The 25,424-nt window shown below is 51.9% G+C and carries 28 protein-coding genes and 1 pseudogene; 11 read left to right on the top strand and 18 right to left on the bottom strand.

Annotation, left to right across the window (positions count from 1 at the left end):
* Positions 1–12: 12 nt before the first annotated feature.
* Genes oppC through oppF form a run of 3 tightly spaced genes read left to right on the top strand, consistent with a single transcriptional unit; the run spans position 13 to position 2,942 of the window.
* Positions 13–921: an oligopeptide ABC transporter permease OppC gene (gene oppC, locus B880_RS0105045; protein WP_017346291.1), complete on the top strand. Its 909-nt coding sequence runs from the start codon at positions 13–15 to the stop codon at positions 919–921.
* Between the two features lie 9 nt (positions 922–930).
* Complete coding sequence (locus tag B880_RS0105040) at positions 931–1,944, top strand: ABC transporter ATP-binding protein (protein ID WP_017346290.1); 1,014 nt, start codon at positions 931–933, stop codon at positions 1,942–1,944.
* Positions 1,941–2,942, top strand: coding sequence for a murein tripeptide/oligopeptide ABC transporter ATP binding protein OppF (oppF, locus tag B880_RS0105035; protein WP_017346289.1), 1,002 nt, complete (start codon positions 1,941–1,943; stop codon positions 2,940–2,942). The genes B880_RS0105040 and oppF overlap by 4 nt, the downstream gene beginning before the upstream one ends.
* A gap of 42 nt (positions 2,943–2,984) precedes the next feature.
* Here oppF and B880_RS0105030 read toward each other — a convergent pair whose 3' ends face one another.
* Both B880_RS0105030 and cls read right to left on the bottom strand, forming a co-directional pair.
* The gene (locus B880_RS0105030) at positions 2,985–3,308 is read right to left on the bottom strand and encodes an HI1450 family dsDNA-mimic protein (RefSeq protein ID WP_017346288.1); all 324 of its coding nucleotides are present in this window, start codon (positions 3,306–3,308) and stop codon (positions 2,985–2,987) included.
* A 43-nt stretch (positions 3,309–3,351) separates the two neighbouring features.
* Complete coding sequence (cls, locus tag B880_RS0105025) at positions 3,352–4,812, bottom strand: cardiolipin synthase (RefSeq protein WP_017346287.1); 1,461 nt, start codon at positions 4,810–4,812, stop codon at positions 3,352–3,354.
* A gap of 161 nt (positions 4,813–4,973) precedes the next feature.
* Here cls and B880_RS26625 point away from each other — a divergent pair, with 161 nt between their 5' ends.
* Complete coding sequence (locus tag B880_RS26625) at positions 4,974–5,147, top strand: YciY family protein (protein ID WP_157060509.1); 174 nt, start codon at positions 4,974–4,976, stop codon at positions 5,145–5,147.
* A gap of 4 nt (positions 5,148–5,151) precedes the next feature.
* Here the strand turns inward: B880_RS26625 and B880_RS26870 are convergent, their stop codons facing one another.
* Positions 5,152–5,325 carry a hypothetical protein gene (locus B880_RS26870; protein ID WP_017346285.1) on the bottom strand — a complete coding sequence of 58 codons (174 nt, stop codon included), beginning with the start codon at positions 5,323–5,325 and terminating at the stop codon, positions 5,152–5,154.
* Between the two features lie 51 nt (positions 5,326–5,376).
* On the bottom strand, positions 5,377–5,673 hold the full coding sequence (locus B880_RS0105010; RefSeq protein WP_017346284.1) for a YciI family protein: 297 nt from the start codon (positions 5,671–5,673) through the stop codon (positions 5,377–5,379).
* A gap of 200 nt (positions 5,674–5,873) precedes the next feature.
* On the opposite strand from B880_RS0105010, the gene tonB reads away from it, so the two are divergent.
* On the top strand, positions 5,874–6,605 hold the full coding sequence (gene tonB, locus B880_RS0105005; RefSeq protein ID WP_017346283.1) for a TonB system transport protein TonB: 732 nt from the start codon (positions 5,874–5,876) through the stop codon (positions 6,603–6,605).
* A 34-nt stretch (positions 6,606–6,639) separates the two neighbouring features.
* Here tonB and yciA read toward each other — a convergent pair whose 3' ends face one another.
* The 4 genes from yciA to B880_RS0104985 all read right to left on the bottom strand — a co-directional run bounded on the left by yciA (position 6,640) and on the right by B880_RS0104985 (position 8,924).
* Entirely contained in the window at positions 6,640–7,065 is a 426-nt protein-coding gene (gene yciA, locus B880_RS0105000) for an acyl-CoA thioester hydrolase YciA (RefSeq protein ID WP_026042429.1), read from the bottom strand.
* A 56-nt stretch (positions 7,066–7,121) separates the two neighbouring features.
* Entirely contained in the window at positions 7,122–7,661 is a 540-nt protein-coding gene (locus tag B880_RS0104995; RefSeq protein ID WP_017346281.1) for a septation protein A, read from the bottom strand.
* A gap of 24 nt (positions 7,662–7,685) precedes the next feature.
* Positions 7,686–8,420 (bottom strand): YciC family protein, encoded by a 735-nt coding sequence (locus tag B880_RS0104990; RefSeq protein ID WP_017346280.1) that lies wholly within the window; start codon positions 8,418–8,420, stop codon positions 7,686–7,688.
* A gap of 165 nt (positions 8,421–8,585) precedes the next feature.
* Positions 8,586–8,924, bottom strand: a complete 339-nt coding sequence (locus tag B880_RS0104985; protein WP_017346279.1) for a hypothetical protein — start codon at positions 8,922–8,924, stop codon at positions 8,586–8,588.
* A 308-nt stretch (positions 8,925–9,232) separates the two neighbouring features.
* On the opposite strand from B880_RS0104985, the gene ompW reads away from it, so the two are divergent.
* Complete coding sequence (gene ompW, locus B880_RS0104980; RefSeq protein ID WP_017346278.1) at positions 9,233–9,865, top strand: outer membrane protein OmpW; 633 nt, start codon at positions 9,233–9,235, stop codon at positions 9,863–9,865.
* A 37-nt stretch (positions 9,866–9,902) separates the two neighbouring features.
* Here ompW and B880_RS0104975 read toward each other — a convergent pair whose 3' ends face one another.
* Entirely contained in the window at positions 9,903–10,325 is a 423-nt protein-coding gene (locus B880_RS0104975) for a lysozyme inhibitor LprI family protein (RefSeq protein WP_017346277.1), read from the bottom strand.
* 518 nt (positions 10,326–10,843) lie between these two features.
* Here B880_RS0104975 and B880_RS0104970 point away from each other — a divergent pair.
* A complete protein-coding gene (locus B880_RS0104970) occupies positions 10,844–11,161 on the top strand; it encodes a hypothetical protein (RefSeq protein ID WP_017346276.1) in 318 nt (105 codons plus the stop codon).
* A 279-nt stretch (positions 11,162–11,440) separates the two neighbouring features.
* A complete protein-coding gene (locus tag B880_RS0104965) occupies positions 11,441–12,022 on the top strand; it encodes a hypothetical protein (protein ID WP_017346275.1) in 582 nt (193 codons plus the stop codon).
* Between the two features lie 72 nt (positions 12,023–12,094).
* Here B880_RS0104965 and trpA read toward each other — a convergent pair whose 3' ends face one another.
* The 5 genes and pseudogenes from trpA to B880_RS0104935 all read right to left on the bottom strand — a co-directional run bounded on the left by trpA (position 12,095) and on the right by B880_RS0104935 (position 18,654).
* On the bottom strand, positions 12,095–12,898 hold the full coding sequence (gene trpA, locus B880_RS0104960) for a tryptophan synthase subunit alpha (RefSeq protein WP_017346274.1): 804 nt from the start codon (positions 12,896–12,898) through the stop codon (positions 12,095–12,097).
* Positions 12,898–14,088 carry a tryptophan synthase subunit beta gene (gene trpB, locus B880_RS0104955; protein WP_017346273.1) on the bottom strand — a complete coding sequence of 397 codons (1,191 nt, stop codon included), beginning with the start codon at positions 14,086–14,088 and terminating at the stop codon, positions 12,898–12,900. The genes trpA and trpB overlap by 1 nt, the downstream gene beginning before the upstream one ends.
* A gap of 46 nt (positions 14,089–14,134) precedes the next feature.
* On the bottom strand, positions 14,135–15,496 hold the full coding sequence (gene trpCF / locus B880_RS0104950) for a bifunctional indole-3-glycerol-phosphate synthase TrpC/phosphoribosylanthranilate isomerase TrpF (protein WP_017346272.1): 1,362 nt from the start codon (positions 15,494–15,496) through the stop codon (positions 14,135–14,137).
* A 2-nt stretch (positions 15,497–15,498) separates the two neighbouring features.
* Positions 15,499–17,092, bottom strand: a pseudogene (trpD, locus tag B880_RS27045) (bifunctional anthranilate synthase glutamate amidotransferase component TrpG/anthranilate phosphoribosyltransferase TrpD).
* Positions 17,092–18,654, bottom strand: a complete 1,563-nt coding sequence (locus tag B880_RS0104935) for an anthranilate synthase component 1 (RefSeq protein ID WP_017346269.1) — start codon at positions 18,652–18,654, stop codon at positions 17,092–17,094. The pseudogene trpD and the gene B880_RS0104935 overlap by 1 nt, the downstream one beginning before the upstream one ends.
* A 286-nt stretch (positions 18,655–18,940) precedes the next feature.
* Here B880_RS0104935 and rnm point away from each other — a divergent pair, with 286 nt between their 5' ends.
* Together rnm and B880_RS0104925 are read left to right on the top strand one after the other, a co-directional pair.
* Entirely contained in the window at positions 18,941–19,807 is an 867-nt protein-coding gene (rnm, locus tag B880_RS0104930; protein ID WP_026042428.1) for an RNase RNM, read from the top strand.
* A 30-nt stretch (positions 19,808–19,837) separates the two neighbouring features.
* Positions 19,838–20,458 (top strand): L-threonylcarbamoyladenylate synthase, encoded by a 621-nt coding sequence (locus tag B880_RS0104925; RefSeq protein ID WP_017346267.1) that lies wholly within the window; start codon positions 19,838–19,840, stop codon positions 20,456–20,458.
* An 8-nt stretch (positions 20,459–20,466) separates the two neighbouring features.
* On the opposite strand, the gene B880_RS0104920 is transcribed toward B880_RS0104925, so the two are convergent.
* Positions 20,467–21,114, bottom strand: a complete 648-nt coding sequence (locus tag B880_RS0104920) for a serine protease (RefSeq protein WP_017346266.1) — start codon at positions 21,112–21,114, stop codon at positions 20,467–20,469.
* Between the two features lie 481 nt (positions 21,115–21,595).
* Positions 21,596–22,642 carry a hypothetical protein gene (locus tag B880_RS0104915; protein ID WP_157060507.1) on the bottom strand — a complete coding sequence of 349 codons (1,047 nt, stop codon included), beginning with the start codon at positions 22,640–22,642 and terminating at the stop codon, positions 21,596–21,598.
* 380 nt (positions 22,643–23,022) lie between these two features.
* Between B880_RS0104915 and rluB the strand changes: the two genes are divergently transcribed.
* On the top strand, positions 23,023–23,898 hold the full coding sequence (gene rluB / locus B880_RS0104910; protein WP_017346264.1) for a 23S rRNA pseudouridine(2605) synthase RluB: 876 nt from the start codon (positions 23,023–23,025) through the stop codon (positions 23,896–23,898).
* A 62-nt stretch (positions 23,899–23,960) separates the two neighbouring features.
* On the opposite strand, the gene cobO is transcribed toward rluB, so the two are convergent.
* Positions 23,961–24,551, bottom strand: a complete 591-nt coding sequence (gene cobO / locus B880_RS0104905) for a cob(I)yrinic acid a,c-diamide adenosyltransferase (RefSeq protein WP_017346263.1) — start codon at positions 24,549–24,551, stop codon at positions 23,961–23,963.
* Positions 24,551–25,312 carry a YciK family oxidoreductase gene (locus tag B880_RS0104900; RefSeq protein ID WP_017346262.1) on the bottom strand — a complete coding sequence of 254 codons (762 nt, stop codon included), beginning with the start codon at positions 25,310–25,312 and terminating at the stop codon, positions 24,551–24,553. Before B880_RS0104900 ends, cobO begins: the two co-directional genes overlap by 1 nt.
* Between the last annotated feature and the right edge of the window lie 112 nt (positions 25,313–25,424).

Below are 25,424 nucleotides of genomic sequence, written 5' to 3'. Positions count from 1 at the left end.
CCGGAGTTCGCTATGATGTCAGGTAAGAAAAACAGCGTGGCTCTGGAAGCTTTCAGTGAAAAGCTGGAAGTCGAAGGCCGTAGTCTGTGGCAGGACGCGCGCCGTCGCTTTGTCCATAACCGTGCTGCGTTATTCAGTTTACTGGTACTGCTGGTGATTACGCTGTTTGTGATTTTTGCGCCTCTGCTGTCCCACTTTGCGTTTGATGATACCGACTGGGGCATGATGTCCAGTGCGCCAGACACCACATCGGGCCACTGGTTTGGTACCGACTCTTCCGGGCGCGATCTGCTGGTACGCGTAGCCATTGGCGGACGTATTTCACTGATGGTGGGGGTGGCTTCCGCGCTGATCGCCGTTATTGTCGGCACGTTATATGGCGCTTTGGCCGGTTATCTGGGCGGCAAAACCGACTCGTTAATGATGCGCGTACTGGAAATTCTCAACGCCTTTCCCTTCATGTTCTTTGTGATTTTGCTGGTGACCTTTTTTGGCCGCAACATCCTGCTGATCTTTGTGGCGATCGGGATGGTCTCATGGCTGGATATGGCGCGTATCGTGCGCGGTCAAACCCTGAGTCTGAAACGCAAGGAGTTTATTGAGGCGGCGCAGGTGGGTGGTGTTTCAACCTTCAGCATTGTTCTGCGCCACATTGTGCCCAACGTACTGGGTGTGGTGGTGGTGTACGCCTCGCTGCTGGTGCCGAATATGATTCTGTTTGAATCTTTCCTGAGCTTCCTCGGCCTCGGGACGCAGGAACCCCTGAGTAGCTGGGGGGCGCTGCTCAGCGATGGGGCGAACTCAATGGAAGTCTCGCCGTGGTTACTGATGTTTCCTGCCGGGTTTCTGGTGGTAACGCTGTTCTGTTTTAATTTTATCGGCGACGGGCTGCGTGATGCGCTCGACCCGAAAGATCGTTGAGGAACTGCCATGACTCTGCATGATATTCAATCGGCGCAGCACGCCAGGGCCGGAAATCCATTACTGTTGGAGGTGCAGGATCTACGCGTCACCTTTAAGACCCATGATGGGGATGTGACCGCAGTAAACGATCTTAATTTTTCTCTCCGCGCCGGTGAAACCCTCGGCATTGTCGGTGAGTCTGGCTCCGGTAAATCACAGACCGCGTTCGCTTTAATGGGATTACTGGCAAAAAATGGCCGGATCAGCGGTTCCGCGCGTTTCAATGGCAATGAGATCCTCAATCTGCCAGAGAAAAAGCTGAATCAGTTACGTGCTGAACAGATAGCGATGATCTTCCAGGACCCCATGACCTCGCTAAACCCCTACATGCGAGTGGGTGAGCAACTGACGGAAGTGTTGCAGTTGCATAAAGGTATGGGCCGGGCGGAAGCCTTTTCCGCTGCGGTGCAGATGCTGGATGCGGTGAAGATGCCGGAAGCACGTAAACGCATGAAGATGTACCCCCATGAGTTTTCCGGTGGGATGCGCCAGCGTGTAATGATCGCGATGGCGCTGTTGTGTCGACCTAAACTGCTGATTGCCGATGAACCCACCACGGCGTTGGATGTGACGGTACAGGCACAGATCATGACATTACTGAATGAACTCAAACACGAGTTCAATACGGCCATCATTATGATCACTCACGATCTTGGCGTGGTGGCGGGGATCTGCGACAAAGTGCTGGTGATGTATGCCGGGCGGACCATGGAATATGGCAGCGCCCGCGATATTTTTTATCATCCCACTCACCCTTATTCGCAGGGGTTGCTCAGCGCCGTTCCCCGGCTGGATACCGAAGGGGAGAGCCTGGTGACGATTCCAGGTAATCCACCCAACCTACTGCACTTGCCTACGGGCTGCCCGTTCCAGCCACGTTGTCCCCATGCCATGCCCGCGTGTAGTCAGTCTCCGGCGCTGGCACCGTTTGCGCCGCAGCGTTTGCGTGCCTGCTTCAAACCGGTGGAGGAGCTGGTATGACGATCAATGCAGAAAGTACCCCGTTGTTAGAAGTAGAAAACCTGCGCGTGCACTTTGATGTAAAGCAGGGCAAACGCTGGTTTGGTGGCGAGCACAAAACCCTGAAAGCGGTTGAGGGCGTAAGCTTACGACTCTATCCCGGTGAGACGTTGGGGGTGGTGGGTGAGTCAGGCTGTGGCAAATCGACGCTGGCTCGTGCAATCATTGGGCTGGTGAAAGCCTCCAGTGGTCGGGTGAGCTGGCTGGGCAGCGATCTGCTCGGGCAGAGCGAAGCGGTGTGGCGCGCCGCACGCAGCGACATTCAGATGATTTTCCAGGACCCGCTGGCCTCGCTAAACCCGCGTATGACGGTAGGGGATATTATCGCCGAACCGTTACGCACCTATCATCCTGAACTCTCACGTGAGGCAATTCGCGATCGGGTGAAAGGCATGATGCTGAAAGTCGGGCTGCTGCCAAATCTGATTAACCGCTATCCGCATGAATTTTCCGGCGGCCAGTGTCAACGTATCGGTATTGCGCGCGCCTTGATTCTCGAACCGAAGCTGATTATCTGCGATGAACCGGTGTCGGCGCTGGATGTGTCCATTCAGGCGCAGGTAGTGAATTTACTGCAACAGTTGCAGCGTGAAATGGGCCTGTCGCTGATTTTCATCGCGCATGATTTGGCGGTGGTTAAGCACATCTCTGACCGGGTTTTGGTGATGTATCTCGGACATGCAGTGGAGTTGGGGAGGTGGGAAGAAGTGTATCGCCATCCGCAACATCCTTACACGCGTGCACTGATGTCAGCGGTACCGATCCCCGATCCCGACATTGAGCGGAACAAGAAAATCCAGCTGTTGCAGGGAGAATTGCCTTCACCGATTGATCCGCCTTCAGGCTGTGTGTTCCGCACTCGCTGCCCGATTGCCGGGCCAGAGTGTGCGCGCACCGAACCTTTGCTGGAAGGCAGCTTCCGCCATGCGGTGTCTTGTCTGAAAGTTGATCCGCTATAAGCAATAAGAAGAAGGGCACCACAGGGTGCCCTTTACTCTCTCTTACTCACGCCACAGAATGTGGCAGAGCTTATGGTCTTTCTCACGGCACAGCAGCACGCGTGCAAACACATCAGTGATCGGTTCACCGTCTGCTTCACCCAGGCCAATCACCACTTCAGCGAAGAAGTCCGGATTCAGATCGAAATCAACGTGTTCATGCCAGTCATCGGAGGGATCAAACAGTTCGGCACCGCCGCGCTCTTCGAACTGCAGATTGAACAGGATGATATCGGCGGGGTCGAGGTTATCTCCAGCCAGCTCAAGAAAAATATCGTAAGCCTGTTCCAGCGTTTCATCTTCGCTAAGGCGATTATTTAAGTCCATGATGGTTCCCGTTAACCCTTACTGCATCACATTGTGGCTCGTTTTACAGTAAAGGGCTGAAGAAGTAAAACAGTCGTTCAACGATGCGCTGCCACCAGGCACGTTTTGCCCAGCGCTGACGGTCTAACAGGCGTGAGCGCGCGATGTAATCATCTTGTACGCAGGCCAAATCGCTGCCAAAACCGGCATCATCTACCACCAGGGTAATTTCAAAATTTAGCCACAGGCTACGCATGTCGAGGTTTACGGTGCCAACCAGACTCAGCTGCCCATCCACCAGCACACTTTTGGTGTGCAGCAGGCCATCCTCGAACTGATAAATTTTTACCCCCGCTTCCAGCATTTCGGCGAAGAAGGCCCGGCTAGCCCAGCCGACCAGCATTGAGTCATTGTGTCGCGGGAGAATAATGCTCACTTCAACCCCTCTCAGGGCCGCGGTGCAAATGGCATGGAGCAGGTCATCGCTGGGCACAAAGTAGGGGGTGGTCATGACCAGATGTTCACGCGCGGAGTAGATGGCGGTGAGTAACGCCTGGTGAATCATCTCTTCCGGGAAGCCAGGGCCTGAGGCGATAACCTGAATGGTATGTCCGCTCTCTTGCTCAAACGGCATGATCGTGTTGGTCGGCGCTGGGGGCAGAATGCGTTTGCCAGTTTCTATTTCCCAGTCACAGCTGAACACGATCCCCATGGTGGTGGCGACCGGGCCTTCCATACGCGCCATTAAATCGACCCACTGTCCGACGCCTGCATCTTGCTTAAAGTAGCGGGGATCAACCATATTCATGCTGCCAGTGTAGGCAATATAGTTATCAATCAGCACCACCTTCCGGTGCTGGCGCAAATCCATCCGCCGGAGAAATACGCGCAGTACACTGACTTGCAGTGCCTCAACCACTTCAATACCCGCGCTGCGCATCAGCATCGGCCACGGGCTGCGGAAAAAGGCCACGCTGCCTGCGGAATCCAGCATCAGACGGCAGTGTACGCCACGGCGTGCTGCGCCCATTAATGTCTGTGCCACCTCATCCGCCAGGCCGCCTGGTTGCCAGATATAAAACACCATTTCGATGTTATGGCGCGCCAGTTGAATGTCACGAATCAGTGCCTGCATCACATCGTCAGCGCTGGTTAACAGCTGTAACTGATTGCCTTTGACCCCGGCAATGCCCTGGCGATTTTCACACAGCTGAAACAGAGACTGCGCCACGCTACTGTGTTCAGTGGCAAAAATCGTGCGACACGTTTTGAGATCCTGCATCCATTTAGCGGTTGCAGGCCACATGACGCGGGCGCGTTCCGCACGGCGCTTGCCGAGATTGAGTTCGCCAAACAACAGGTAAGCGATGATACCCACCAGCGGCAGAATATAAATCACCAGCAGCCACGCCATAGCAGAGGTGGCGGTACGGCGTTTCATCAAAATGCGCAGCGTTACCCCGGCAATCAGCAGCCAGTAGCCAAAAACCAGTAAACCGCTGACCAGGGTATAAAAGAGGGTCATTAATTGAACATCCGTTTCATGCACTGAGGGTCAAAGTTTACGTTGAGATGCCAGATTGCGAAACCCCTGACAGATTTGTATGACGATAAGCAAACCGAATTGGCATTTAGCAACAAATCTTTATAATGCACCGCGTCCAGATGACTGAGGGTGAGGGGAAAATGAGAAAAAGCAGAAGTGAAGTTACGCGCTGGAGAATGATGCGTCAGGTGCAACGTCGTCGTTCCCGCTGGCTGGAAGGGCAGTCACGTCGTTACAAGCGCATTACCGGCATTCGCTATCAGCTGGCGCAACAGCAGCGCCGCGCCATCTTATTTATCACTCAAAACGCCTGACACGCTACAGTCCTGTGGTGAGCAATTTAATATTGACCAACTGCAGGGCTGCGGCCAGCACAATTAAAAATACGATTTGATGTTTACGGTTGCGCCAGCCACGGCGACGCCAGAGCCAAAGCGCGCTTCCCAGCAAAACCGCGATTAACAGAAGAAGGGCGAGAATCAACGCCTGCATGACAACTCCGAAATCACGCAGTGAGCCTGAGCGCTCACTGCGCTAAACAAATCAGAAAGTGCGCTTGAAAGGCTTCACGTTGACGTTCTGGTAAACGCCTGCGGCAATGTAGGGATCATCATTAGCCCATGATTGCGCCGATTCCAGTGAAGCAAATTCAGCAATAATGACCGATCCGCTAAAACCTGCCGCGCCGGGTTCATTGCTATCTACCGCGGGCATTGGGCCGGCAATAATTAAGCGACCTTCATCCCGCAGCAGTTGCAGGCGGGCAACGTGCGCCGGGCGCACCGAGTTGCGTTTTTCCAGTGAATCAGCGTGGTCTTCAGCATAAATGACGTAAAGCACTTTACAGCTCCTGTTGAGCGTCAAATTTGGCAACACGTTAAGTGATCGTTAATCAGAGTGCAAACGAAAGATAATTACCGCCGTTTTAGACCGCCTTTTGGGGTAATACTGGCTTTTCTTTCAGCAGATCGCAGCTGATTATTGAAACTGATTGCTATTTGCATTTACAATCGGCGCTTCACTCAATGAATTTGACTGTTATGACCACGCTGACTACGCCTTTGCCGAAACGAACGCCTCTTTCTGTCTTGTTCTCCGTTGTGCTGCACGGTGGAGTGATTGGTGGCATCCTGTATGCTTCTTTGCATCAGGTTATTGAGGTGCCCAAAGCATCACAGCCCATCAGCGTGTCCTTAGTGGCTCCGGTGGTACAGCCTCAGCCCGCACCGGCTGAAGTCCAACCGCCAGCACCCGAACCTGAGCCAGAACCTGAACCGGTTCCCGATCCTGAACCACCTAAGCCGGTTCCCGTTCCAATTCCTAAACCGATTCCAAAGCCGAAGCCGAAACCGGTGCACAAGCGAGTGGAGCCTAAGCGTGAAGAGAAACCACGTCAGGAACCAGCAAAAGTGGCCAGCCCGGTAAAACAGGATGCGCCAACGGATGCAGTGAAGCCGACTTCAGCGCCGAAATCCACGCCAGCGCCAACCCAATCCGTTAGTGACGGGCCGAAGGCAGTCAGCGTTGGTAAGCCAGAATATCCATCACGCGCCTATGCGCTCCGTATTGAAGGTAAAGTGCGGGTGCAGTTTGATGTGGATAGCGATGGCCGCGTTGGCAACATCCAGATCCTGTATGCAGATCCACGTAACATGTTTGAACGTGAAGTGAAGCAGGCGATGCGCAAATGGCGTTATCAGCCAGGACGGCCGGGCACTAATCTCACCATGAATATCGTATTCCGCCTCACCGGAGGCGCGAGTATCGAATAGTAAAAAAGGCGGTCAAATGACCGCCTTTTTATTATCAGGCGATTTGTTGCCCTTGATGCGCTTTACCCGGCGGCAGCGGACGAGGGTTACCTTCACCATCGACCGCAACATAGATAAAGATGGCCTCTGTTGCGCAGTAGGTCTGGCCAATCGGCTCTGAAGAAACCTTCTTGATCCAGACTTCAACGTTAATGGTCATGGAACTGGTGCCGCTGCGGATGCAGCGGGCATGGCAACTGACAACATCGCCAACGGCCACCGGTTTGAGAAAGGTCATGCCGTCCACGCGCACTGTGACCACACGTCCTTCCGCAATCTCCTTCGCCAGAATCGCGCCTCCCATATCCATTTGCGACATTAGCCAACCGCCGAAAATGTCACCATTTGCATTCGTATCCGCTGGCATCGCCAGGGTACGTAACACCATCTCGCCTTGCGGCGTAGTACGATTCTCTTCCATTGCTTCCGGGTCTTCTACAGGTGAAAAAAAAGCCCGGCTGAGCCGGGCGGTTTTCATTATTTTTTTTCTTCTTGCGGCATCTTCCGCCAGATATAGATGCCACTGAACAGCGTAAAGAGTAGGGTTAGCGCGGTCAGACCGAACACTTTAAAATTAACCCAAAAAGCTTCCGATAACCAAAATGCGACGTAAATATTTACGATACCGCAGGCAAAGAAGAACAGCGCCCACGCGATATTCAGACGACGCCAGACGTAATCCGGCAGCTGGAGCTCTTTTCCCAGCATGCTCTGAATCAAAGGTTTAGCCATGAACCATTGGCTAAACAGCAGCGCCAGACCAAACAGGCTGTAGATCACGGTGACTTTCCACTTGATAAATTCATCGTTGTGGAACACCAGCGTTAAGCCGCCAAACACGGTCACCAGCACGAAGGTGAAGATTGTCATCTTTTCTAACTTGCGGTACAGCACCCAGCTCACCACCAAAGCCAGACCGGTGGCGGCAATCAGGGCACCTGAAGCGACAAAAATGTCGTACAGCTTATAGAAGATAAAAAACACTACTAAAGGAAGAAAGTCGAGTAACTGCTTCATAGTTTTTCCTGATGCTTTCCAGCGTTAACGCAGCAGCATATACAGCCGGCTAAGATAGATAATCAGCAAGGCTGATACCAGATTGCCTAACGCGTTGATCAACACTGCGGCCAGATCGGTCGGCAAGGAGGGAATTGAGGTGATGAAAAACATCAGCACAATTTTTGCCAGCAGCCACATGATCACGGCGGGCGCTACCAGCCTCACGTTCTTCCACGCCAGCGCCATACTGGCTCGCATTGCGCCAATCACGCCCATCTTGTTATTGGCCAGCATCACCGGTGAGAGTGACAGCAGCACGGCCAGCACGATGCCCGGGACCATCACGACCATAAAGCCAATTTGCACAATCAGGGTAATGAGGAAGGTTTGCAGCAGCAGTTTGGGCAGCACAGGTGCAGAAGCCCCAATCGCTCGCAGTGCGCTAACGCGTTGACCTGAAGAGACCAGTGGGATCAGAAACAGCATGCCGCCTAACAGCAGCGTGTTGCCGATCAGTGCGGCGAAAGTGCCAGCAGCTGAAGCCCGCAGCAGAATACGCTGCTGTTCAGGGGACATATTCTGGATGAGTTCAAACAGAGATGATGCGTTGTCATCATTCTGGTTGAGCAGTGAAAGCTGATCGCCGCCCGGCGTGAGGGCATGACCGATCACATAAGTGATAAAGGCGGTCAGCAGACACATGAGTACCGTGGTGAACAACTGATGACGGAAAAAATTTCCAGTTTCACGGTATAACGAACTCGCCGTGATAGACATGCACACTCCTTGGACAAACCGGTTTAGTTAACCGGAGGATTGTACATGGTATGACGCGTAGCTGGCAGCGGCAATGGCATAACTTTATGTCATAACAGGTAAAGATGCGTGAAAAAATACCTTCACGCCGGGGGAGATGGGTAAATAGTGCGCAGTGCGTCTGTTTTATGGCTGCGGCGGGCTGAGAAATTGCTCCAGTGTCGCATCGCAAAGTGAAAAACGATTGACCGGGCACATCAGCATCCAGTCAGCAAACGAGTACTCTTTTCTGGCCGAAAACAGACATTCGCAGCGATACAGTAAGTGCTGGTCATAATCGTAAAGCCCGTAGCGATAAAAAGTCAGGCAGGCATTATCGCTATTTTCCAGGATGCGGGTAAAACCCATAATATGGCCATTTTTAATGAAAACGCTAATGTCGCTGTGATTTCCAGTAACGAACTTAAACTCCTCCGGTTTATAGAGTGATGCTCGAATGACATTTAGCAGCGACTGATAATGCATAGCCTCTTCTCCAGCGGAAAACGATCATATTGATGATGCTGGCTAATGAGTTTTCAGTGAGTTGATTAAGTTCTGTGATGGCTTTTGTTAAGAGGTGAAGCCCGCGGTCTTGTGGTGCATGAGTTTGTCGGCGTTGCAATTTTTCTGAAATGTCTCTCTGCGGGTTAAAACATTAGGCTTAATTGATCGAGATCAATCTAATGCTTTATACCGGATGATGAATAAAGGTAGAGGGTGCAATTTGTGCCTAAAAGGTCTAGAAACGGGGCTGAATTTTTTCTGCTTATTTCATTTAGCAAGGAGTGTCGATGAAACTGACAAAATGCGCATGGCTATTAGCCGCTCTGTTACCCCAAGTTGCACTGGCTCATCAGGCTGGAGATTTCTTTATCAGAGCGGGAAGTGCCACGGTACGTCCTAATGAAGGTTCGGATAATGTACTGGGCATGGGGGGCTTTAAAGTCGATAACAATACCCAGCTTGGCCTGACATTTACCTATATGGCGACCGATCATATTGGTGTTGAACTGCTGGCCGCAACGCCGTTTCGTCACAAAGTGGGCTTACACGCTACGGGCACGCTAGCTACTGTGCGACAATTACCGCCGACGCTGATGGCACAATACTATTTCCTCGACCCGAAAAACCCGTTCCAGCCTTATATTGGCGCAGGGATTAACTACACCAATTTCTTTGATGCGCATTTTAATCAAACCGGACAGGACGCAGGCCTGAGCGATCTCAGCGTTAAAAATTCATGGGGTGCTGCGGGGCAGGTGGGGCTGGATTATCAATTGAACGACCACTGGATGTTAAATGCATCGCTCTGGTACATGGATATTGACACCAAAGTGCGCTTTAAAGCGGCCGGAGAACGGCAAAGCATTAATACCCGCATTGATCCATGGGTATTCTTCTTCGGCGTCGGCTATCGTTTCTGATTTCACGCGGTGGCCCTGCCAGCAGGGCCATTACGCGTTAACCTGCTAAATCGGTGCTTTGGCGCAAACGCCACAGGTCCAGCGCTTTATCTCTGATCACATTTAACTTTTGCTCCGCTGCCACCAGCGTCCAGATTGTCCCCTGTTGCTGCTGGTAAAACGCGTTCATGGCTTCGTAATAGCTGTCTTTATATTTGATCCAGGCACGCTGTGAGGTGCGTAGCTGGGTTTTAAACGCATCGCTTTGACCCTGCATCAGCGCCTGATACTGGGCATTCAGCTCGTGATCCCAGGCCGTGGCGGCCATGCTGTAGCAATCCTGTGAATCCAGCGTACTGACGGCCTTGTTCTTACAGCTGAGCAGCTGTTGATCAATATTTCGGCCCGGCGGTTGCGCCTGCGCATTCGGCACCATCAAAGCGCCCCATATACTGCACACGAGTAACAGTCCTTTTTTCATTGTGAATCCCTGGCTGATGATGAATTTTCATGCAGAATTATGCCGGGAGAAACCTCAGGGGTAAAGGTGAGTTCAGCGCGGGCAATTACGTTATCCTGCATATGGCGATCACAAAATATTAAGCAGACTAATTATTTACTATGACATTAATAGATTTTGGCAGAACGAATATTTCATATATATATGGATTAAAGGAAAGCGTTCATCGTGGCAGTGAGATAATTAGGGGCGCACCGTTTTGGCGTTGATTCTGACAATAAAATTAACCCCCTGCCTCCTGATTTCTGCCAACGGCTAATCGCGCAATCGTGCGAAAAACGGCCTGGAGTGGGTTCTGTTCGTTCCGTTGTAGTGCCAGAGCGGGTGATAACATCCCCATCATGCTATTGCGTGATGCGGTCGCATCAAAAAAGTCACCATTACTTTACACCGTGTAAACCGCCGTCCCATTAGCATTGATTCTTATTTCCTGACAGCGGTCTATACTGAGTGACAGGATGAAGCAACGGAGCAGGGCAATGGTATTCACTCTGGCTGACATGCTGGCGCTGTTCAAAGCGGCGTATTATATCCCGCATCAGAATGAGCAGGAGCAGCTGTTTTTGCTAGAAGAGTGGTTTTACGCGCGGGGTATTGAGAAGCACTATGTGGATACCCAGAGCGACCAGCCGCAGGAGATTGTTGATACGCTGGCGCAAGCATTGATGGCGTTTAAAACCCAGTTCGATGCGGTGCTCAAATCGCGGTATGCGGTGGGCGATCGCAATGACGTCTCCTTTGACGTGGGCAGTCGTGAACTGCAAATGACAGTAAATGGTTTGAAAGTTATACGGTAAATACTCCGGCTATAACGCATTGTTAATATGCGTGAGCGCTAATGATGTATTCCAGTCGGCTTTTGCATAATTGATATTAAACCCGCAGTGTCGCGGGTAAAATTCTGCTAAAGTTTGTGTTTTCGGCTGCCGATACTCTGGAATGTGAAAGGGTATTTAATCCTAAAATTAAAAAATAGCTACTTATCAGGCGCTTATATATCGAACAGATGCTGCCAGCACCAGGTAAGAAGTGTAGAATCAACCGGTCGCCACGCTATCCATGTAAGAGAGTCAATAATGGATAAACTTTGTACAGTTCTTCATTGTGAAGATGGAAGGATCACAGGGATTTACTATCCGGATCAGTTTACCTGCGCAGTAAAATTCAGCGAATTTTTACGCAAAATTGAAAATAAAGCCTGGTACTTTAGTCGTTATAAGCGTTTGTTAGCCGTACGTATTAGCTTTGGCATCGCCTGTCGTATTAATCAGATCACGCGGCTCAGTCAGCAGATAAAAGCGTTACCGTTTTTACGTCTGGTGATTGACGAGGATTTCCCGCACATTATTAACGGACGTGATAATCAGGTTCTCGATCAACTCTGCCGTTATAATCGGGTATGGTTGGGCAACCTGGGTTCTGCTTCGCAAACCGGTAACCGGGCGATGAGTGAGCGCTGTTTTGAAGGCATTATCATGGACCCGCAGTTCACTGCCGATAACAGTGGACAGCCGATATTTAACAGTCTGATGAAAGAGCTGGAGAAGTTTGCCAGCCATCTGATTGTGCCTGGCGTGTGTACGGGGCGTTACCAGCAAATTCGTTTGCAGCAGTTCGACATGGGGGCAGGAAAAGAGTCCTGGGCTGAACTGCACTGATACGCTGAGCATCCTGTAAAAAAATGCCAGCCGGTTTCTCCCGGCTGGCATTGTTGTTTCTGCGGCAAAGCGTTAGCGGCTGGCTGCTTTCAGATTGGTGACGAAAGTTTTCAGCGCTTCCAGCATCACTTCTGGCTCATTGTGATGACGTTCAATGATCTTCACCACCGCCGATCCTGAAATGGCCCCGGCTGCCCCTGCGGCAATGGCTTCCTTAACCTGTCCTGGCTCAGAAATACCAAAGCCCTGAATAGGCGGCGCCGCGTTATACTCACGGAGTTTGTTGACCAGATGCGTCAGCGGCGTGCTGGCGCGGTTCTCTGCACCCGTTACACCCGCGCGTGACAGCAGGTAGGTATACCCGCGACCGTGTGAGGCAATCTGACGCAGCAGATCGTCACTGGCGTTGGGTGGGCAGATAAAGATCGGGGCGATGTTGTAGCGCAACGCCGCCTGGCGGAAAGGCGCGGACTCTTCCACCGGCACATCGGCAACCAGCACAGAATCTACGCCAGCTTCAGCACAACGGGCATAAAAATTATCGATACCGTTGCTGAACACCAGGTTGGCATACATCAGCAGGCCAATGGGTAATTCCGGGTACTTCTGGCGCACCTGGGTAAGCAGGTCAAAACACTGGGCGACTGTGGTTCCGGCGGCAAAAGCGCGCAGGGTTGCGTTCTGGATAGTCGGACCATCTGCCAGTGGATCGGAAAAGGGAATGCCTAACTCCAGCGCATCGGCACCGCCTTCGACCAGCGCATCAATGATGCGCAGCGACAGGGCCGGGGAAGGGTCGCCCAGCGTCACAAATGGAACGAAAGCGCCCTCGTTGTTGGCTTTAAGACGCTTAAATAACTGGTCATAACGTTCCATTAAATTTCTCCCTTCGCTTTCAGGATATCGTGTACGGTAAAGATGTCTTTATCACCGCGGCCTGACAGGTTCACCACTAACAGTTGCTCTTTTTCTGGGTTCTCGCGGATCATCTTCAGGGCATGTGCCAGCGCATGGGAAGATTCCAGCGCTGGAATGATCCCTTCGCCGCGTGAGAGCGCCTTGAATGCGTCCAGAGCTTCATCATCGGTGATGGAAACATAGTCAGCGCGACCAATGCTGTTCAGGTGCGCGTGCTGTGGCCCTACTGAAGGGAAATCCAGACCCGCGGAGATAGAGTAAGACTCTTCGATCTGCCCCTCTGCCGTCTGCATCATTGGCGCTTTCATGCCGAAATAGATACCCAGACGACCGTGCTTGAGCGGCGCGCCATGTTCTCCCGTTTCGATACCGTGGCCCGCAGGCTCCACGCCAATCAGCTTCACGCTGCTCTCTTCAATGAAATCGGCGAACATACCAATTGCATTCGAGCCACCGCCCACGCAGGCCACCACGGCATCCGGCAGACGCCCCTCTTTTTCGAGGATTTGTGCTTTGGTCTCTTCGCCAATCATGCGCTGGAATTCACGCACAATGGTCGGGAAGGGGTGCGGGCCAGCCGCAGTACCCAGCATGTAGTGTGACGTTTCATAGCTGCCAGACCAGTCACGCAGCGCTTCGTTACAGGCATCTTTGAGGGTGGCTGAGCCGCTGTGTACCGGGATCACTTCTGCGCCCATCAGACGCATTCTGAACACGTTAGGTGACTGACGCTCAACGTCTTTCGCGCCCATGTAGATACGGCATTTCATACCCAGCAGAGCACAGGCCAGCGCCGATGCAACACCGTGCTGCCCCGCACCCGTCTCAGCGATGATCTCTTTCTTACCCATACGCTTAGCCAGCAGTGCCTGACCCAGCACCTGGTTAGTCTTGTGCGCGCCGCCGTGCAGCAGATCTTCGCGCTTCAGATACAGGCGAGTTTTGGTGCCTTTGGTCAGATTGCTACACAGTGTCAGCGCGGTAGGACGGCCCGCATAATTTTTCAGCAGGTCAGTAAACTCTGCCTGAAATTCGGGATCTTTTTGCGCCTCAACGAAAGCCGCTTCAAGCTGTTCTAACGCCGGCATCAGCAACTGGGGTACGTACATACCGCCAAATTCACCAAAATAGGGGTTCAGTAACGTCATCTTGTTTTTCCTTTTCTCCAGCCTGCATTATGCAGGCCTGGTAAATTCAGTACGCGCGCAGCTTCTGGAATACAGCCGCGATTTTGGCGGCATCTTTGATGCCGGGGGCCTGCTCAACGCCGGAGTTGAAATCCAGACCGGCACAGCCCAGTTGCGCAGCTTCGACGCAGTTATCGGCATTCAGTCCGCCAGCCAACAGCACGTTGCTCAAATCTTGCCCCTGTAGCAGCTGCCAGTTGAATTGCTGGCCCGTGCCACCGTTGCCGTTATCCAACACGTAGCGATCGATATGTGCCCAATCGCGCGCAGGAAGGTCTGCGTCAACTTTCAAGGCTTTCCAAATCTGGATGTCAGCCGGAAGTTGCTGGCGCAGCGTCGCTACATAGGCCTGGTCTTCATCACCATGCAGCTGAACCGCTTTCAGCTTTAGGCTCGTCGCGAGGTCATGTACCTCGTCGATCGGGGCATTACGGAACACGCCAACATAGCTCAGTGGGGCACCTGACTGTACTGATGCCGCCTGTGCAGCATCAATCTGACGTGGCGAACCCTGGGCAAAAATCAGACCGCCGTAGAGGGCGCCCGCGTCACAGGCAGCACGCGCATCTTCAGCTCGCGTCAGGCCACAGACTTTGTTATCACCCAGAATCACCCGACGTACCGCAGCAGGGAGATCCTGCTCTTCCATCAGTGCAGAACCAATCAGGAAGCCGTTAGCAAAATGGCTCAGCTCACGAATCTGGCGATAGTTGTGAATGCCTGACTCGCTAATCACGGTGACACCGGCACCCAGACGCGGCGCTAACTGGCGAGTCCGGTTCAGGTCAATCGACATATCACGCAGATCGCGATTGTTGATACCCACCACTTTGGCTTCCAGCGCAATGGCTCGTTCCAGCTCTTCTTCATTACTGACTTCGGTCAGAATGCCCATTTTCAGGCTATGGGCGACGGCAGCCAGATGACGGTATTGTTCGTCGTCGAGCACTGAGAGCATCAGCAGAATGGCATCTGCCTGATAGTGGCGTGCCAGATAAATTTGATATTCATCAATCATGAAGTCTTTACACAGCACGGGCTGGGTCAAAACCTGACTGACGATGGGCAGAAAATCGAAGCTGCCCTGGAAATATTTTTCGTCGGTGAGGACGGAAACCGCAGCAGCGAACGGGCGATAGATAGCGGCGATCGTTGCGGGATCGAAATCTTCCCGAATCAGTCCTTTAGACGGAGAAGCCTTTTTGCACTCGAGAATAAACGCGCTGTGCTTACCGTGCAGGGCATCGTAGAAACTACGCGCTGTCGGCTCTACCAGATGCTGGAAGGTGGCTAAAGGCTGTTGCTGCTTACGTGCTGCTACCCATTCGGCTTTGTCTGCCACAATTTTCGCTAAAATCGTACCTTGCATGATTATCCTCTTGCTGCCAGAGCAACAACACGTTCATAGGCCTGACCGCTGTGGATCGCAGTCAGCGCACGCTGCGCATTGTCACGCAAATCTTCATTCCCAAACACTTTCAACAGCAGGGCCACATTCATCGCAACCGCTTCTTCATGGGCTCGCTCGCCCTTACCCTGGAGTAATCGCGTGAGAATGTCACGGTTTTCTTCCGGGGTTCCGCCTGCCAGAGATTCTTGCGGACGGAAGCCAAAACCAAAGTCTTCTGGCGTCAGCTGATAACGGGTAATTTCGCCATCACGCAGTTCAGCAACATGGGTCACGCTGTGGATGGCCACTTCATCCATTCCACCGCCGTGTACCACTGCGGCACGCTGATAGCCCAACGCTTTCAGGGTTTCTGCAATCGGCCCAACCAGCTCGGCGCTGTAGACGCCAATCACTGCCAGAGGGGGGCGCGCGGGGTTGATTAACGGCCCCAGTACGTTAAACAGCGTACGGGTTTTCAACTGTTGGCGCACAGGCATCGCGTGACGGAAACCGGTGTGATACTGCGGCGCAAACAGGAAGCACACGTTGAGATCGTCCAGGGCCTTACGCGCCTGCGGTGCTGGCATATCCAGGCTGATGCCAAAGGCGGCCAACAGATCTGACGAACCAGATTTGCTCGATACGCTGCGGTTACCGTGTTTAGCCACTTTGACACCACACGTTGCGGCAACAAATGCGCTGGCGGTGGAAATATTAATGCTGTTGCTACCGTCACCGCCTGTTCCGACGATATCCGCGAAGGCATAATCCGGACGCGGGAAGGGACGTGCGTCTTCCAGCAGTGCGGTGGCTGCACCGGCGATCTCCGCCGGAGTTTCACCGCGCACTTTCATCGCGATAAGCGCCGCTGCCAGCTGTGTGGGTTCCAGTTGTCCGGTAATAATTGCGCTGAACAGGCTATGGCTCTCCGCCTGGCTCAACGTCTCGGCCTGATACAGTTTCTCCAGAATTGCTTGCATAGTCATCTTCCTGTTACTTCGCCAGCGCCCAGGCCAACGTCTGCTCCAGCAGACGCGCACCCTGAGTGGTGAGAATAGATTCGGGATGGAACTGGAAACCGCACACGCGGTCGGCATCATGACGCACTGCCATCACCATGCCGTTGTAGCTGGCGTTAATGGTCAGGTCAGCCGGGGTGTTGCTGCCGACCAGTGAGTGATAGCGGGCAACGGGCAGCGGGTTGCTCAATCCACGGAACATTTCGCTCTCATCGTGGCTGATAGCTGAGGCTTTACCGTGCAGGATCTCACCCGCCTGACCCACATGTCCGCCGTAGGCTTCTACAATCGCCTGGTGGCCCAGGCAGATACCGATAATCGGCAGCCGACCACGCAGGGTCTGGAGCAGCTCAGGCATGCAGCCTGCATCTTTAGGTGCGCCAGGGCCAGGTGACAGCATCAGAATAGGATTTTCCATCTGCTGCAGGCGTTCGATTAAAAGCGCCGCTGGCACGGTGTTACGGTAAATGACCACGTTGTGGCCAAAGGCGCGCAGTTGATCCACCAGGTTGTAGGTAAAGGAGTCGATGTTGTCGAGAAGTAAGATATCGGCCATCAGAAAATCTCCTTACAGTGATGGGCGCTGGCAATTGCGCGCAGTACCGCACGCGCTTTGTTACGGCTTTCGTCCGCTTCCGCCTGCGGGTTGGAGTCGAGTACCACACCGGCACCTGCTTGAACGGTCGCAACACCATCCTCCACATAGGCCGAGCGAATGACGATGCAGGTGTCGAGATCGCCATGGGCGGTGAAGTAACCGACGGCGCCGCCATAGCTGCCGCGACGTGTTCCTTCAGCTGCGGCAATCAGCTGCATTGCACGGACTTTTGGCGCGCCGCTCAGTGTGCCCATGTTCATACAGGCACGGTAGGCGTGCAGGACATCAAGGTCTTCACGCAGTTTACCCACCACGCGGGAAACGAGGTGCATCACAAAGGAGTAACGGTCGACTTTGGTCAGGTCCGCTACATAGCGGCTGCCCGGTACGCAGATACGTGCTAAATCGTTACGAGCCAGATCCACCAGCATCAGGTGTTCGGCCAGCTCTTTATGGTCGGTGCGCATCTCCAGCTCAATCCGGCTGTCGAGATCGCGATCCAGTGAACCATCCGCATGGCGGCCACGTGGGCGCGTACCGGCAATCGGATAGATTTCAATTTGGCGAGAAGGCGCATCGTATTTCAGCGAACTCTCTGGTGAGGCACCAAACAGGCTGAAATCCTGATCCTGCATAAAGAACATATAGGGGCTAGGGTTGCTGTTCTTCAGCGTGTCATAGGCGGCCAGCGGAGAAGGGCAAGGCAGGGAGAAGCGGCGTGAAGGCACCACCTGGAAAATCTCACCCACGCGGATTGCCTGCTGCATCTCACGCACCACGTTGCAGTAGTCTTCATCACTCTGGCTGGTGGTCAGCGTCATCTCTGGCACTTGCTGAACCGGCAATGGCAGCGCGGGTTGTAACATTTGTCCGTGCAACTGCTCCAGGCGGCTTTGCAGACGCTGGAATTCGCTGGTAGAAGGCGCGAACAAGCTGGCCTGCAAACGCGCACTTTGCTGCTGGTGATCTAATACCAACAAAGTTTCTGCCAGATAGAAGCAGTAATCCGGGCAACGCTGTTCACTGCTGAGCGTCGGGAGTTCTTCAAAACCTGCCACCAGGTCATAGGCGAATAACCCGCCAAGCAACATCGCATCCCGCTCATCTGCCGGGGTGTTAATCAGTGTTGGAATCAGGCGCAGTGCGTCAAATACCGACAGTGACTGTAAACGCGAGTCTTCATCCTGCGCCTGTTGTACCGGATGAAACACCAGTTCCCGGCCATCAGGGCGTGCGTTGATTTCCACTTCAGCAGGCAAGGCCGCATCCAGCAGCGGTAACAGTGCGCGGCCATTTTCAGACAGTGCCTGAATGTTTACGCGGTTATGCAACGCGGTAATACGCAGAGCGCTATCAACAATCAGCAGGCTTTTTAGATTGCGTTTGCTGTCAATGTCAGCGGATTCCAGTAACAGCGTTGCTGGACGAGCGCCACACAGCTGGTGAAACACCGCAGCAGGATCTTCACGATACGGTGCGCTGCTGGTGATTAACTTCAATGTTGGTTTCGCATTTGGCATGATCAATTCTCTGAATTACGCCTAAAAAAAAGCCCGCTGCTAGGCGGGCTCAGGGGTTCTGCACGGCGATTAAACAAAGTGTGCAGGACAACGTCGCCCGAAACTGGGAACGTTGCGCCACCACCCTTTGAACAGCATCTGATTAACAGCCATGATTTTCACCCTGAGATGTATTGTGAACTTGCGTACTAGTTAACGGGTTCGCATAAGAAAAGTCAATAGCCTTTTTCATCATCAAACAAAATCGTTATCATGCCCGGCAAATTCAACAATGCAGGACGGCATCTTGAGCGAGATCCCACGTTTTCCTCTGTACGATCTCCATAGCCATACCCGGGCATCGGACGGATTACTTACCCCTTCAGAACTGGTACAACGTGCAGTCACCCATCGTGTTGGCGTGCTGGCGATAACCGATCACGACTCTGTCGATGGCATTGCCGAGGCGCAGCAAACGGTGATCGATCAGCAACTGCCCTTGAAAGTAGTGCCGGGCGTGGAAATTTCGACGCTGTGGGAAAACCATGAGATCCACATCGTCGGATTACAGATCGATCCGCAGCATCCCGCGCTACAGCGCTTGCTGGCTGCACAGCGTGAGTTTCGTCAACAGCGTGCGGAGCGCATCGCAGAACGGCTGGAAAAAGCGCGTATTCCGGATACACTGGCGGGCGCGCGCAGGCTGGCAGGCGAGGGGGTTATTACCCGTGGTCACTTTGCGCGTTACCTTATTGAGCTGGGTAAAGCGGATACCATGGTTCAGGTATTCAAACAGTATCTGGCGCGTGGCAAAACCGGTTATGTGCCCCCACTCTGGTGTACAATTGAGGAAGCCGTCACCGCCATCCATGAGGCAGGTGGCTGCGCCGTGCTGGCGCACCCTGGGCGTTACGGCCTTTCGACTAAGTGGTTGAAACGCCTGATTGCGTGGTTTAAAGCCGCAGGCGGTGACGCGATGGAGGTGGCACAGTGCCAACAGGCCCCCCATGAGCGTACACAGCACAGCCTGTGGGCGCAGGAACATGACCTGGCGGGCTCACAGGGCTCTGATTTTCATCAGCCCTGCCCATGGATTGAACTGGGGCGCAAGCTGTGGCTACCTGGCGGCGTACAGCCAGTTTGGGAGCGTTTCCCGGCGCTTGCACCGAGATAATAAACACCGCAAGGTGATAAGAGGTTTGTTATGAGTCAACGTTTTCATATTCATCCGGATAACCCACAGCCGCGCCTGATTAACCAGGCGGTAGATTATCTGAATAAAGGTAGCGTGATTGTCTATCCCACCGATTCCGGTTACGCGCTGGGATGCCGCCTGGAAGATAAAAATGCCATGGAGCGCATTTGCCGTATTCGCCAGTTGGACGGCAATCACAATTTCACGCTGATGTGCCGTGACCTTTCTGAACTGTCGGTTTATTCGCAGGTGGATAACAGTGCTTTTCGTCTGCTGAAAAATAACACGCCGGGCCAGTACACCTTTATTCTGAAAGCCACGAAAGAAGTGCCTCGTCGCCTCATGAATGAAAAGCGTAAAACCATCGGTTTACGTGTGCCGGAGCATCCTGTGGCCCTGGCGTTGCTGGAGCGCTTAAATGAGCCGTTGATGTCAACGTCGCTGATTTTACCAGGTAATGACTTCACGGAATCTGATCCAGAAGATATCCAGCACAGCATTGGCAAGCTGGTCGATCTGATTCTGGATGGCGGCACGCTGGGTCAACAGCCTACCACGGTGGTGGACCTGACTGACGATGCGCCTGCCGTAGTGCGGGTCGGGGCCGGCGATCCCAACCCCTTCCGCTGATGATTCCCTCAGGCACTGTTACCCGGTGCCTGATTAATATTACTTTGCAGCCAGGTTTTGAATTCCCCATAGGGAATGTAGAGTGACACATCTTTCAGGAAAACTTTGCCACTGCGGTTATTTTTAATCCCGCTGGTATAACCAACGATGACACCCGCCAACGTATCATCACGATTATAAACACCGCCGCCGGACATGCCCTGAACCACACCGGCATTAGAAGCCACCGCCATGCAGGGTTTTTTATTCCAGAGGTTACGGATAGTGGTCCGGGCTAAATTAACCCCCTCCGACTCAACTGGCAATGCGCTAACAAAACTGTAGCCGTACATTTTAATCGGTTCGCCCATTTCACTGCTGCGGAATTTTGTCAGCGTGTAGGGTGAGTTTTTATGATAAATAATCGCAACGTCACAATACGGGTGATAGGCCTTAACCCGCTGTAAGGCAAATTTTGCCACGTGGGCGGCAGTCAGGCTGTATTCAGGCGTAAGGGGAATGGTGGTGCCCAGCGTACCCAGCCCCAGAATGGTGGGCGCGCCGGTAAAGCTCATATCAACATGTGACAGTGCAGTACGGCTGTATTCGGTATGACCCACCGAACAGCCGCACAAGCCCAGCGCAGCAAGCGCAGGCACGAGCAGTCGTTTTCTCATGGAGTGATCTTCATTCAGACATGCCGGTAAATCCCTGGTGAAGATTCATGGCATGTAATTAAATTTCTTTTATGCATCAACCAAAGCGTTTGTCTGCAACTCTCTGATTTAGCGTGTTTTTATTTAATGTATATAACAACAAATGTATATTTTTATATTATTAATACTACTGTGCCTAAGATAATTCAAGTGAAGGTTATTTGATTAAGGGTTTTAAGTCTTATACGGAAATTTAACTCAACTTGTTAGGGTGATGTGGTTTTTTTTATGTAGCTGTAGTTAAAGTAACTGTTTTAAGTGAAATTACTAACATGGACCACCTTTCATTTTAGTAGACCAACAATACATAATTTATTCTAATGTATGCAGGTGGTAGAACGAAACTTTCATTGAGATAAAATAACAGGTGAAAAATATAAAATACACCGCTGCCTGCATGAACATAAAATAATCAAGATGGTTATGTATATATAATGAGGTTTCATTTTTTTCTTACATTGACTTTTCCAATCAAAAAGCCATTTTCACTGGAGAATTGTCCTGGTTCATGTGGGGTCTGAGGGTCGTATCCTTGCCATTGTTTAAAATTATAATCATTAACAGCAATCATACGTATCGAGGTAATTTTGGGCAATTTTATAACGTCTTTTTTGGTAAGCTTACCTCCGCTAATTGAGTAGTTTTTGAGTTCACTTCTGTCTTTTTCATCAGCATCTGATACTAGAAACGTTTTTATAATACCATTTTCAGCATATGCAGCAACGACAGCACTGATATGAAATACAGAATCTGGGTCTAAGGTGTTGAGCGCGATGATGCCATTACCCACCATTAGATTCTTGCTTAAAGTGTTAAAACTATATTTCTTGTTGGCATTAACAAATTTCTCCCTGAAATTCTCATCCTGACTAATATTTAGTGCAGGGAATTTTTTCAGTTTACTGTTTTTTTTAGGTTTATTTTCAAATTCAATGATTAAGTTATGAGAATAGCGTTCCTCGAAGGGTTCATCTCTAGCTTCTTTGAGGAAGGGGAACTTACCATCATTATTCACCTGTCCAAGAGCAGTGTTTAGTATGTACTCAGTGGACTGGATGCAACTATCGGGAACAGTAAGGTTGAATTTATAATTTCCATCACTGATTTTAGAGAAAACATTATTCAGCAGCAAAAGAGACCTTCCAGCAGGAATGATGGTTTCAGGTGTTGCATATTCGACAACTGTGATGTTTTTGTTAGTGACAGATATAACGTCAGAGCCAGTTTCACTTAAAATATACTTGTAAGTTTTATCATGTTTTTTTGATTTCTTTAGTTGATATTTGTTATTCTTATTTGTACTGAACTCAGGGTCTGAGGATGTAAGCTTTATACCCTCGGCTATAGGAATAGTGACTCCCTCTTCAAAAACATTATCACTGGAAAAAGAAGTATTTAGCAAGTCACTAGTCTGCTGTGAGCTATTACTTGTATTTGATCTACTGTTAGAACGACGTGAATTATGGGAAGCTAAAAGAAAGTCTGACATAGGACCTCTTTAAGATATATATTAATTTAATTAATTTTTTTTTAGAGAAATTGAGTAATATCAGGCTGCAGGATGCATACCCCTTCTAAGAACTATAGAAGAGGCGCGTGAAAAGGTCAACTTTGATCCTTATAACGACTAACCAGATGTATTTTTGTGAATAGCAGAGCATAAAGTGATTATTACTCCATTTTGCATAATTTAATTTTCAACTCACTGATCTTACGATTCGTTCTTTGGTTAGTATCGCGACAACATTAAGCGTTACTTCGTGTTGTACATCCTGTATAATAGCACCCGAAGGTCAATATAACCTATTGATTTATAAGTATTAAGCTATTCAAATCCGACGCCTGGGAAGGCGACAGTGAGGCAGCTCCATGAGCGAGAAGTTACAAAAAGTTTTAGCGCGTGCCGGCCACGGTTCGCGTCGTGAAATCGAAGCAAAAATCGCCGCAGGCCGCGTAAGCGTTGATGGCAAATTGGCCACCCTGGGTGATCGCGTCGAAAATGACAAAGGCCTGAAAATTCGTATTGATGGTCATTTGGTCTCCATCGCAGAATCCACCACGGAAGTGTGTCGCGTACTGGCTTATTACAAACCAGAAGGCGAGCTCTGCACCCGTAATGATCCAGAAGGGCGTCCAACGGTGTTTGATCGCCTGCCACGTCTGCGCGGTTCACGCTGGATTGCGGTAGGACGTCTGGATGTCAACACCTGCGGTCTGCTGTTATTCACTACTGATGGTGAACTGGCAAACCGTCTGATGCACCCAAGCCGTGAAGTTGAGCGCGAGTATGCCGTGCGCGTCTTTGGTCAGGTTGATGACGATAAAATTCGTCAGCTTAGCAAAGGCGTTCAGTTGGAAGATGGCCCCGCCGCATTCAAAACGCTGAAGTTTAGCGGCGGTGAAGGGATCAACCAGTGGTACAACGTCACCCTGACTGAAGGGCGTAACCGCGAAGTTCGTCGTCTGTGGGAAGCAGTTGGCGTGCAGGTTAGCCGTCTGATCCGTGTGCGTTACGGTGATATTGCACTGCCAAAAGGTCTGCCACGTGGCGGCTGGACCGAAATGGATCTGCCTGCGGTGAACTACCTGCGCACGCTGGTCGACATGGATGAAGAAACCGTGACTAAACTGGCTGTGGAGAAAGATCGCCGTCGTACTAAGGCTAATCAGATCCGCCGTGCGGTAAAACGTCATACGCAAACCGGTACTAATACTCGCCGCAGCGCACCTAAGCGCGGCAGCTAATTAAAGAAGACGTGTTTGCAAAACCCGGCTAAGCCGGGTTTTTTTTATTTAAAAACGTCAGATCACCAGTCGATGCCTTGTTGCGCCTGAATGCCGGCATCAAAGGCGTGCTTGACCGGGCGCATTTCTGTGACGGTATCCGCCATTTCTGTCAGCGTTCGATGACAACCGCGCCCGGTAATAATGACGCTCTGATGGGCAGGACGATGCTGTAGCGCGCTAACCAGCGCTTCCAGCGGCAGATAATCCATGCTCACCATGTAGGTGATTTCATCCAGGATCACCAGATCCAGACGGCTATCAGCCAGCATGCGCAGGGCATGTTGCCAGACGCCAAGGCAGGCTTCGGTGTCGGTCTGGCGGTTTTGCGTGTCCCAGGTAAAACCCGTCGCCATCACCTGAAACTCTACCCCGTGCGGCTCCAGCAGATTGCGTTCACCGTTGGGCCACTCGCCTTTAATAAACTGAATCACGCCGACTTGCTTGCCGTGGCCGCAGGCGCGTAAGGCGGTGCCAAACGCCGCGGTGGTTTTCCCTTTACCGTTACCAGTAAACACCATCAAAATTCCACGCACTTCAGTCGCGGCAGCGATGCGCGCGTCAACCTGTTCTTTCAGGCGCTGCTGACGCTGCTGATGACGTTGTTCGCCCATTACTCTGCGGGTCCGGCTTTGCGTCCTGGCTGAGCATCGAAGCTTTTGCCGTTCTCTGCTGCGCTGTCTTTGCCCATCAGCCACAGATAGAGCGGCATCAGATCGGCGGGGGTTTTCAGCTTCTGCGCATTTTCATCCGGGAATGCACTGGCACGCATTTTGGTGCGGGTTCCACCCGGATTGATACAGTTAATGCGCAGAGACTGCCCTTGATACTCGTCGGCCAGCACCTGCATCATGCCCTCAGTGGCAAACTTCGAGACCGCATACGAACCCCAACCTGCACGCCCCACGCGCCCCACGCTGGAGGTGGTAAAAATCAGCGAGGCCTGAGGTGATTTCAACAGCAGTGGCAACAGCGCCTGAGTCAGCCAGAAAGTGGCATCCACATTCACCTGCATCACTTGCCGCCAGACCTGTGGATCAATCTCGCTCATTGGCACAATTTCACCCAGGATCCCGGCATTGTGTAAGACACCATCGAGACGGGGCACCTGTTGCGCGACCTGTGCGACGAGTTTCTGGCTGCTCTCCGGCGTAGCATGGCTAAAGTCAAAGGTATGCCACGTTGCCGCATGACCGCTCACCTGCTGTATTTCATCAGCAACCGACTGTAAGCGCACTGTATCCCGGCCCAGTAAAATCAGTTTTGCGCCGAAACGGGCATACGTCAGCGCGGCCTCGCGACCAATACCGTCGGAAGCGCCAGTGACCAGAATATGCTTGTCTTGCAGTAAATCGTTTTCAGGTTGATAGAGCACGCTTGCCGTCCTGTGTTAAGTCTCGCTAAAGCACGCTTTATGCCTGATTTTAGCGTCCGGTGCAAACCTGTGCCATGCAATCTGTAAACGAGGATGTCATGCCTGGCGACGA

Origin of the sequence: Pantoea sp. A4 (assembly GCF_000295955.2) — a bacterium.
GTDB lineage: Bacteria > Pseudomonadota > Gammaproteobacteria > Enterobacterales > Enterobacteriaceae > Pantoea > Pantoea multigeneris.
Note: the sequence above shows the minus strand (reverse complement) of the source record. Positions and strands in the feature narration are given on the sequence as shown.